At 52.1% G+C, this 215-nt stretch carries 1 protein-coding gene; it reads left to right on the top strand.

The genetic code is table 11. The features are described 5' to 3' along the window. A partial coding sequence (locus E4T80_RS12730; protein WP_209304385.1) for a hypothetical protein occupies positions 1–215 on the top strand: 215 nt, incomplete at both ends.

Raw genomic sequence — 215 nt, 5'->3', positions numbered from 1 at the left:
AGTGCAGCGGACAGCTCTGCAACCAAAGCAGACTCTTCAGCAACTGCCGCATCAAATTCAGCATCTGCTGCAGATAGTTCAGCAAAAGTAGCAAGCACTTCGGCAAGTGCAGCAAACAGCTCTGCAACTCAAGCGGGTTCTTCCGCAACGGCAGCATCAAATTCAGCGTCCACTGCAGATAGTTCAGCGAAAGCCGCAAGTACTTCGGCAAGTGC

The organism is Muribacter muris (assembly GCF_004569585.1).
In the GTDB taxonomy this organism is placed as follows: domain Bacteria; phylum Pseudomonadota; class Gammaproteobacteria; order Enterobacterales; family Pasteurellaceae; genus Muribacter; species Muribacter muris.
This window is presented reverse-complemented; position numbering and strand designations above follow the sequence as displayed.